We start from the raw sequence: 7,520 nt of genomic DNA, 5'->3' as shown, positions 1-7,520 counted from the left end.
TCCCTTTTCACTGTCCCTTTTCACTGTCCCTTTTCACTGTCCCTTTTCACTGTCCCTTTTCACTGTCCCTTTTCACTGTCCCTTTTCACTGTCCCTTTTCACTGTCCCTTTTCACTGTCCCTTTTCAACTCAGTGATTATCTTTCCGGTATGCCGTTTAACAAATTTGTAAAGGGAGTGCTCATTTGCAAATCCAAATTCCCAAGCTACACAATAAAAGATTTCAACTCCTAATTTGCTTGGCCAATCCATCTTTACCATCTTATTGTCTATTTTTATGAGCACCATTCCAGCCTTTATGACCGAATTGTTTCCAGCCAGGGTACGAGCAAGTGCTACCAGCGTGAGTTATAATATCCCTTATGCGCTCTTTGGAGGAACAGCTCCTATGGTAGCCGTCTGGTTGATCTCTGTGACTGGTAATCCTGTTGCAATTGCCTGGTATATCATCGCTGTTTCTTTACTTGCTTTCTTTATAGCCATTACCGTAAAAGAGACAAGAGGAACGTCAATTCAGTAATATACTTGTACCTTCTTTTACTTATAGAAAAAATCGTCAACTATATTCGTTTTGAGAGAACCTTAATTAAATTCTAAAATAGATACATTAAGCTCACCAGAATCATCCTCAACTGTTATGCCATAAATGCCATTATCGTTAACCCCTTTCATAAAAAAATTAGAAGGGGTTTCAATTTTTTCCATTTGTTCTAATTCTAAATTATAACGTAGAATGAAGCTTTTTTCATTTCTATATTTGGTAAGCGGAATGTAGAGGAAATCCCCTCTTGCATAAATAGAACTATAGAACGGAAGAAACTTTCGTTCTTTAAAGTACTTTTCATATTCAGGATATTGGGTAAAAAACATTGAATATTTTGATAGTACATATTCTGTAGCGAGCTGATTGTTAAGATTGTCTGGAATTTCGGGAATGTTTATTTCAGATATTTCCCTGTTTTCAATACTTATTACTTTAAAATTCAAATTTTCCGCATTTCCAAAAAACAGCTTTCCATCAGAAAAATTCCAAACCGTTTCATTTCCGAATAAATTCTCGGTAAAAAATTTATTTCCATTTAATTGGGTTTCTATCAATTCTGAACCCTCAACATCAAAAAACTCTTCTTTTGTTGTAAATGAATTGTTAAGGGAGAACACTTTTACCCTATTTTTTGATACATCACCCCCACTCTGTTCTAGTTGATGGAATACTCCTACATGCATACCTTTTATCCCATATAAATTCTGGAGCCTTAAACCTCCATAATTTGGCAAAGAAATTGTATGTAAAAATTCAAGACTATCAGCTTCAAAGTTGTAATAAGTAAATCTTTTTGACCTTTTATCTAAAACCTGTAGTACTTTATCCTCTTCATATACATGCAAATCATTAATTACTGAAAATTCTCCCGGACCTCGACCAATACCTCCTGCCCGATCCAGAATTGTACCATCTTTCTTAGCCATATATAGGGTCCAATTACTATGATCAATGAAAAATATTTTATCTGAGACAGTATTATTAATATTGCTATGTATGGTATTTATACTTTCATCATTTATATAAATATCAAATTTATCCACTTTAATTGACGGTAAATCAAAAACATATTTATCGAAGTTATTTGTAAAATTATTTTTATGTGTATCAATACAGTTAAACAATAATACAGTAACAGTTGAAAGAATTACTTTAGAAAAAAATGAATAAATTTGATTCATAGAAACTTGATTAACTTGAAGTTCACTGCAAACCTTCTTAGAAGCTTTGCAACCGTTTACGTTCCCCAAATAATAAAAAGCTTGGGTTTCTTCGTCATATGGGTTTGCGTCATAACAATCATTATAGATATCAATGCATTGATTTGGTGATGCTGACAAAATACCAAAAAGCATCAGAGACATTAGAATCGTTATTTTTTCATTTTGCAATCCATTTTGTTAAGGGTTACTAAAAAAGTATTTAAATTTTCATTTCCTTTTTTCTTTTTCATTGTCCCTTTTCAACTCAGTGATTGTCTTTCCGGTATGCCTTTTAACAAATTTGTATAGGGAGTGCTCATTTGCAAATCCTAATTCACGGGCTATACAATAAAAAATTTCGTTACTTGATTTACTGAGGCATTCTTCAATCTTAAGGAGCTTCTGTTCTATAATTATTTGCTTGGCACGCTTTCCATAATAATCTCGGATCTTGGTTGAAAAGTACTTCTCACAATTAAAACTCATCTTTTCAGCCCATTCTGAGACTGTTACAATTTCTGTGATGTTCTGCCCCAATACATCAAGAGCATTCTCTATCTTGTGCATTTAGTATTTAGTTAATTACCTATTGGCTTTGTTAATAACTACCTGATCTCTCCTTACTAAGACGCATATAATGAAGGGATTATTTTTTAAAGTTCAAAACTATTTTCTGGTTTTCATCTTTCTATATTCATGGGGCTCAATTACTTATTTACTGGCAGAAAATGCATTTCCATTGTGGTATGTCATTTAGGAATTATATCGACGGAGCTCTTCGCCCTTCCTCCTTATCCCGAATATTTTTGGGGGAAGGTGGACAATCTCCGCGAATAAGGTTTTGTCAACGAGACTGCTCAGGACTAGCTGTCACTGCGTCCTTCGCAAGTATGCTGCTAAAGACGTGCCTAACATCTACAAGAAGACCTATTCCTATATAAAAAAAGCCCCTCATGCTAAGCATAAGAGGCTTTTGAATTTGATAAGCTTCAACTTTTACATCGAGCCTAAGTCTTGTAGTGTATTAACAAGCATCTGGACTTTCTCAGAATCGCCGGCACCAGCTGCCATTCCACTAATCCTGTTGGCTAGCACAGAGAATATCTTAGAATTACCTGTAGATTCTGCATTTGCTAATGCCTGACGGATCGCAGTAATGCTTGCAGCATCTAAACCATTATCACGGTCTAACTGATCTAAATAAGCTTTAGCCAAAACAGGAGTAGATGGCCACTCAAACATTGGGTGTCCCTGAGCATTCAGATAATCCAGCACTACGGTTTTAGAAGCTTCAATTTCATTAACAGTTAGGTATGGACTTGGAGTAAGATCGAAGATGTCAAGTCCACGAGAGATCTCAGAACTTACAATCATGCCATTGTACCAGTATACTGACCAGCTGCCACCAGACTGCATTCTTTCAGCAGATACAGGCCCGCGATCGTGAAACGCAATTTCAACTGGGTTAGCAGGATCAGTCCAGTCAAATACTGAAATACCGCCCTGATACCACGCCTGAACCATAATGTCGCGGCCAGGAATAGGAATCATAGAACCGTTGTGAGCTACACAGTTTTCCTCAGTAGTTTGCGGAGCAGGAAGTTTATAGTAGCTTTGGAAATCAAGCTTTTTGTCCTCAGTAATAGTGAAGATTGCATTTGCTCCCCACTCATAAGGATCAGACTCACGGCACTTAGGCTGGCCACCACCACCCCACTCATCAGTAAATAGAACTGCGCTACCATCATTAGTAAAGGTAGCAGAGTGCCAGTATGAGAAGTTAGAATCAGCAACAGCATCGATTCGAACAGGGTTTACAGGGTCGGAGATATCCAATAGCAATCCATATCCTTCACATGCACCACCAGCTAAGCCAATTTCAGGGTAAAGTGTGATATCATGGCACTGGTTTGGCCCACGATCAGATTCACCTGTACCAAACATTTCATTGATCATGTTGGTTGCGTTTTCACGAACATAAGCAGTGTCTTCAGCAGTAGGAGTAGTTCCTTCTCCTCCTCTTTCAACAGCTCTGTTTTGAATTAATCTTCCGGCAAATCCCCAGTTTAGTACACGCTCTGTTCCGAGACGGTAAAAAGTGATTGCTCCGTTCTCTTTTGCAACTCGTAACGCTTCTTTATCAGCAGGAGCAAGTCCATGGGTAGGAGGAGCTGTTAAGTCCTCGAAAATTCGAGGAGAGCTGACGATAGCCGCATCTTCGGGGCTAGCAAGAGGAACTTTAATTACTTCAATTCTGAATAATGCAGAATTTGGATCGTCTTCAGGAAGAGCGTTTGAACATCCAGGTAATTCTTCATCCGGACGGATACCTGCTGAACCAGATACGTACACATATACATTGTCATTATCATCCGGATCTTTTAGTACAGAGTGAGTATGTGAACCACGGCACGTTTGTACGTTAGCGATGTACTCAGGATTTTGGATATCAGTGATATCGAAAATTCTGATACCACGAAGTCTGTCTTGAGAAACAGCTTCCTGAACACCTTGAGTACCACAATCAAGACGACCACCAAATCCTTCACCAGAAACAAACATCAGGTTTTCGTATACAGACACGTCACTTTGAGAAGCAGGGCAAAGATAATCTTTCACTAATTCAGGAGATGTAGGGTCTGTTAGATCCCAAATCATCACACCGTTGTAGTTTCCTTGAAATGCATAAGGGCCCTGAAAGGCTAAATCGGAATTAGTAACACCCAGAAAGTCTTCTGCCGGGGGAGTTGTAGATAGCATTTCCATATTCCAGATTGCTTCCTCCGCATCAAAAAGTCCGGCACCTAATCCTACCCTTGGGTCTGGACTTGGAGCACTTATCTCATCTAGTGTTGCTACCTGCGGAGCAGTAAATGGAGCCTGAGTTGTTGGCGCCGATGGTGAACAAGCATATGCTACTACCACCATAGCTAACAATGAAGGAACCATCATTTTTTTGAATGAAAAATTATTCATGCTGTTATGTATTGGTTATTGAGTTATTGATAAATGTAATTAGTCAAATTCTTCGGCTGGAGTAATACCCAGGAGCATTAATTTCATACGTTCGATTTCTGTAATCTGATCAACATTGATATCAGTTGCTAATCGAAAAGACCCTTCATCCTGAACTGCACCATCCGTACTGATTAGTTTTTCAACCATTGTAACGGCTCCCATGTGGTGCTGTATCATATACTCCAAAAATAAACGGTCGAAATCGATGCCTTTGGCTTCCGATAATTCAGCCAACTGCTCTTGGGTAAGCATACCCACCATATTCATATGGTCGTGATTACTATGCCCTCCATGAGCACCATGTCCTTCGTGCCCCATATGTTCTCCACCTTCTGTATCAATCATAAGCATTAACCCTTCGATACGAACTTTTGGCACGGGCTGTCCTCGATCTCTTAGCCAGGTTTGCATTGTGGCAATTTCATCTTTCTGGGCATTGATAATTCTTGAAGCCAATCGTTGAACTTCCGGACTTGCGCCATTCTTTGGTGCCAAGTCAGACATAATAAGTGCCTGCGCATGATGCGCGATCATACCAGTCATGAAGTCAACATCTGCCTGTACAAAATTCATTTTAGACTCTTGAATCCGTTGCCAGTATAACTCCTCTAGTTCTTCAGCAGAAGGTGATTGAGAAGTGGTTGCATCCTGAGATTCACTTGAAGACGAATTATCCGCTACTCCTTGAGAGCTTTTACAAGCAAAACCGGATCCAATCAAAAGGATAAAACAGAATGTTAAATATTTGTTTGTATTCACAGTACTATGCGATTATGATTTGATTGCTAACCGAAGATAATAAGCTCAAAAAAAGAGAAAAACCATCTTTTCAGACCATATTGGAATCTTTTTACGAGCATTCGCTAATCCCAAAAAAGAATGATTACAAAAGCTTTATAGTCGTAGCCAGCAAATACTCTAATTAAACTTGATAAATTTCTATATTCGCATTTCTAAAATCGAACCTTTAAACTTTCCTCAATGGGTAATCTAGAAGCATCTGTACAAGAGAAAATCGATCAATGGCTAACTGGTGGATATGATGAAGAAACAAAAGCATCCATCCGGCACATGTTGGATACAGAACAGTTTACTCAATTAACGGATGCTTTTTACAGAGATCTGGAGTTTGGTACAGGGGGGCTTCGGGGAATAATGGGGGTTGGCTCAAACAGGGTAAACAAATATACCTTTGGTATGGCTACACAAGGTCTTAGCAATTTTCTTAAAAAGACCTACCCCAATGAACAAATCAAAGTTGCTATTGCCTATGATTGCAGGAATAATTCAGATACCCTGGCACAAGTTGTAGCTGATGTGTTTTCGGCCAATGGTATTTACGTCTATTTCTTCGAAGCCTTGAGACCCACTCCGGAGTTGTCCTACGCTATCCGTGAGCTTAGTTGCCAAAGTGGAGTAGTACTTACTGCTTCTCACAACCCTAAAGAATACAACGGTTATAAGGCTTATGGTGCTGATGGGGGTCAATTTGTTGCACCTTATGATAAAATGGTGATGGAAGAGGTTCAGAAAATTTCCAACGTTGAGGAAGTGAAGTTTGAGGGAAATCCTGAAAACATTGAGAGTATTAGCGAAGAAATTGATCAAAAGTACTTAAATGAGTTAGTTAAGCTTTCGGTTTCCAAAGAAGCCATCCAAAGGCAAAAAGATCTTAGTATTGTCTTCTCCCCTATTCACGGTACCGGTGGAGTTTCGGTTCCTCCTGCTCTAAAAGCATATGGCTTTGAGAATGTAACCCTGGTTGAAGAGCAGATGGTTGTTGATGGTAATTTCCCTACAGTGGTGTACCCAAACCCGGAAGAACAGGAAGCGCTAAGCATGGCCATGGCTAAAGCAAAAGAGATTGATGCTGAACTTGTAATGGCTACCGATCCTGACTCCGATAGAGTGGGTATTGCAGTAAAAAATGATAAGGATGAGTGGATTCTGTTTAACGGAAATATGACTGGAACCCTGATTATCAATTACATGCTTACCGCCTGGAAAGAAGCGGGTAAGCTCACTGGAAATGAGTACATCGTTAAAACCATTGTTACTTCCTACCTCATCGATAGAATAGCTGGATCTTATGGAGTAGAGTGTTACAACACCTTAACCGGATTTAAATACATTGGTGAACTAATCACCGAATTGGAGGGCAAAAAACAATTTATTGCTGGTGGTGAAGAAAGCTATGGATACTTAATCGGTGAGCATGTTCGAGATAAAGATGCAGTAGTATCAGCAGTAATTATTGCTGAAATGGCCGCCTACTACAAAGACAAGGGCAGCAGCCTATTTGAGGCTCTACTGGAAATGTATGTTGAACATGGTTTTTTCAAAGAGAAACTGGTTTCCGTTACCAAAAAAGGGAAAGCAGGTGCAGAGGAAATACAGCAGATGATGGCTAATTTCAGAAGTAATCCTCCTCAGAGTTTAGGTGGTTCAAAACTAACCATTCTTAAAGACTACCAGACTCAAAAAGAAAAGAATCTTGAGACCGGAGAGGTAACTCCAATTGACCTACCTAAAGCCAATGTGCTTCAGTTTATTACAGAAGACGGAGGTATTGTCTCCGCCCGGCCTTCCGGAACAGAGCCAAAGATTAAATTCTATTGCAGCGTAAATACCTCTCTCGAAAGTGCGGATAAATATTACGAAACAGATGCCTCTTTGGGCTTCGTGATAGATTCTATGTTGAAAGATTTGGGTGCATAAACGTATATTCGCGAAATTAATCGCTAATTAAGGGTACGA

Annotated in this window: 7 protein-coding genes; 2 read left to right on the top strand and 5 right to left on the bottom strand. The window is 39.1% G+C overall.

The genetic code is table 11. The features are described 5' to 3' along the window. Nucleotides 1-98 precede the first annotated feature (98 nt). Nucleotides 99-287: a hypothetical protein gene (locus ED557_15705; protein RNC79515.1), complete on the bottom strand. Its 189-nt coding sequence runs from the start codon at nt 285-287 to the stop codon at nt 99-101. Between ED557_15705 and ED557_15700 the strand changes: the two genes are divergently transcribed. After that, a complete protein-coding gene (locus ED557_15700; GenBank protein RNC79514.1) occupies nt 277-519 on the top strand; it encodes a hypothetical protein in 243 nt (80 codons plus the stop codon). The two genes, ED557_15705 and ED557_15700, sit on opposite strands and share 11 nt — an antisense overlap. 62 nt (nt 520-581) lie before the next feature. Here the strand turns inward: ED557_15700 and ED557_15695 are convergent, their stop codons facing one another. The 4 genes from ED557_15695 to ED557_15680 all read right to left on the bottom strand — a co-directional run bounded on the left by ED557_15695 (nt 582) and on the right by ED557_15680 (nt 5,336). Further along, nucleotides 582-1,907, bottom strand: coding sequence for a 6-bladed beta-propeller (locus ED557_15695; GenBank protein ID RNC79513.1), 1,326 nt, complete (start codon nt 1,905-1,907; stop codon nt 582-584). A 66-nt stretch (nt 1,908-1,973) separates the two neighbouring features. Beyond that, nucleotides 1,974-2,312 (bottom strand): AraC family transcriptional regulator, encoded by a 339-nt coding sequence (locus ED557_15690; GenBank protein RNC79512.1) that lies wholly within the window; start codon nt 2,310-2,312, stop codon nt 1,974-1,976. Between the two features lie 429 nt (nt 2,313-2,741). Next, nucleotides 2,742-4,721, bottom strand: coding sequence for a hypothetical protein (locus ED557_15685; GenBank protein ID RNC79511.1), 1,980 nt, complete (start codon nt 4,719-4,721; stop codon nt 2,742-2,744). Nucleotides 4,722-4,760: 39 nt separating this feature from the next. Further along, on the bottom strand, nt 4,761-5,336 hold the full coding sequence (locus ED557_15680) for a DUF305 domain-containing protein (GenBank protein ID RNC79525.1): 576 nt from the start codon (nt 5,334-5,336) through the stop codon (nt 4,761-4,763). A 408-nt stretch (nt 5,337-5,744) separates the two neighbouring features. Between ED557_15680 and ED557_15675 the strand changes: the two genes are divergently transcribed. Continuing rightward, complete coding sequence (locus tag ED557_15675; GenBank protein RNC79510.1) at nt 5,745-7,481, top strand: phospho-sugar mutase; 1,737 nt, start codon at nt 5,745-5,747, stop codon at nt 7,479-7,481. The last annotated feature ends 39 nt before the right edge of the window (nt 7,482-7,520 follow it).

Origin of the sequence: Balneola sp. (assembly GCA_003712055.1) — a bacterium.
Lineage (GTDB): Bacteria > Bacteroidota > Rhodothermia > Balneolales > Balneolaceae > RHLJ01.
This window is presented reverse-complemented; position numbering and strand designations above follow the sequence as displayed.

What these genes read in the sequence shown, in the direction of transcription:
- ED557_15700 (RNC79514.1), top strand. Translation starts at nt 277, where the DNA reads ATGAGCACCATTCCAGCCTTTATGACCGAATTGTTTCCAGCCAGGGTA.
- ED557_15705 (RNC79515.1), bottom strand. Translation starts at nt 287, where the DNA reads ATGGTGCTCATAAAAATAGACAATAAGATGGTAAAGATGGATTGGCCA.
- ED557_15695 (RNC79513.1), bottom strand. Translation starts at nt 1,907, where the DNA reads ATGTCTCTGATGCTTTTTGGTATTTTGTCAGCATCACCAAATCAATGC.
- ED557_15690 (RNC79512.1), bottom strand. Translation starts at nt 2,312, where the DNA reads ATGCACAAGATAGAGAATGCTCTTGATGTATTGGGGCAGAACATCACA.
- ED557_15685 (RNC79511.1), bottom strand. Translation starts at nt 4,721, where the DNA reads ATGAATAATTTTTCATTCAAAAAAATGATGGTTCCTTCATTGTTAGCT.
- ED557_15680 (RNC79525.1), bottom strand. Translation starts at nt 5,336, where the DNA reads ATGAATTTTGTACAGGCAGATGTTGACTTCATGACTGGTATGATCGCG.
- ED557_15675 (RNC79510.1), top strand. Translation starts at nt 5,745, where the DNA reads ATGGGTAATCTAGAAGCATCTGTACAAGAGAAAATCGATCAATGGCTA.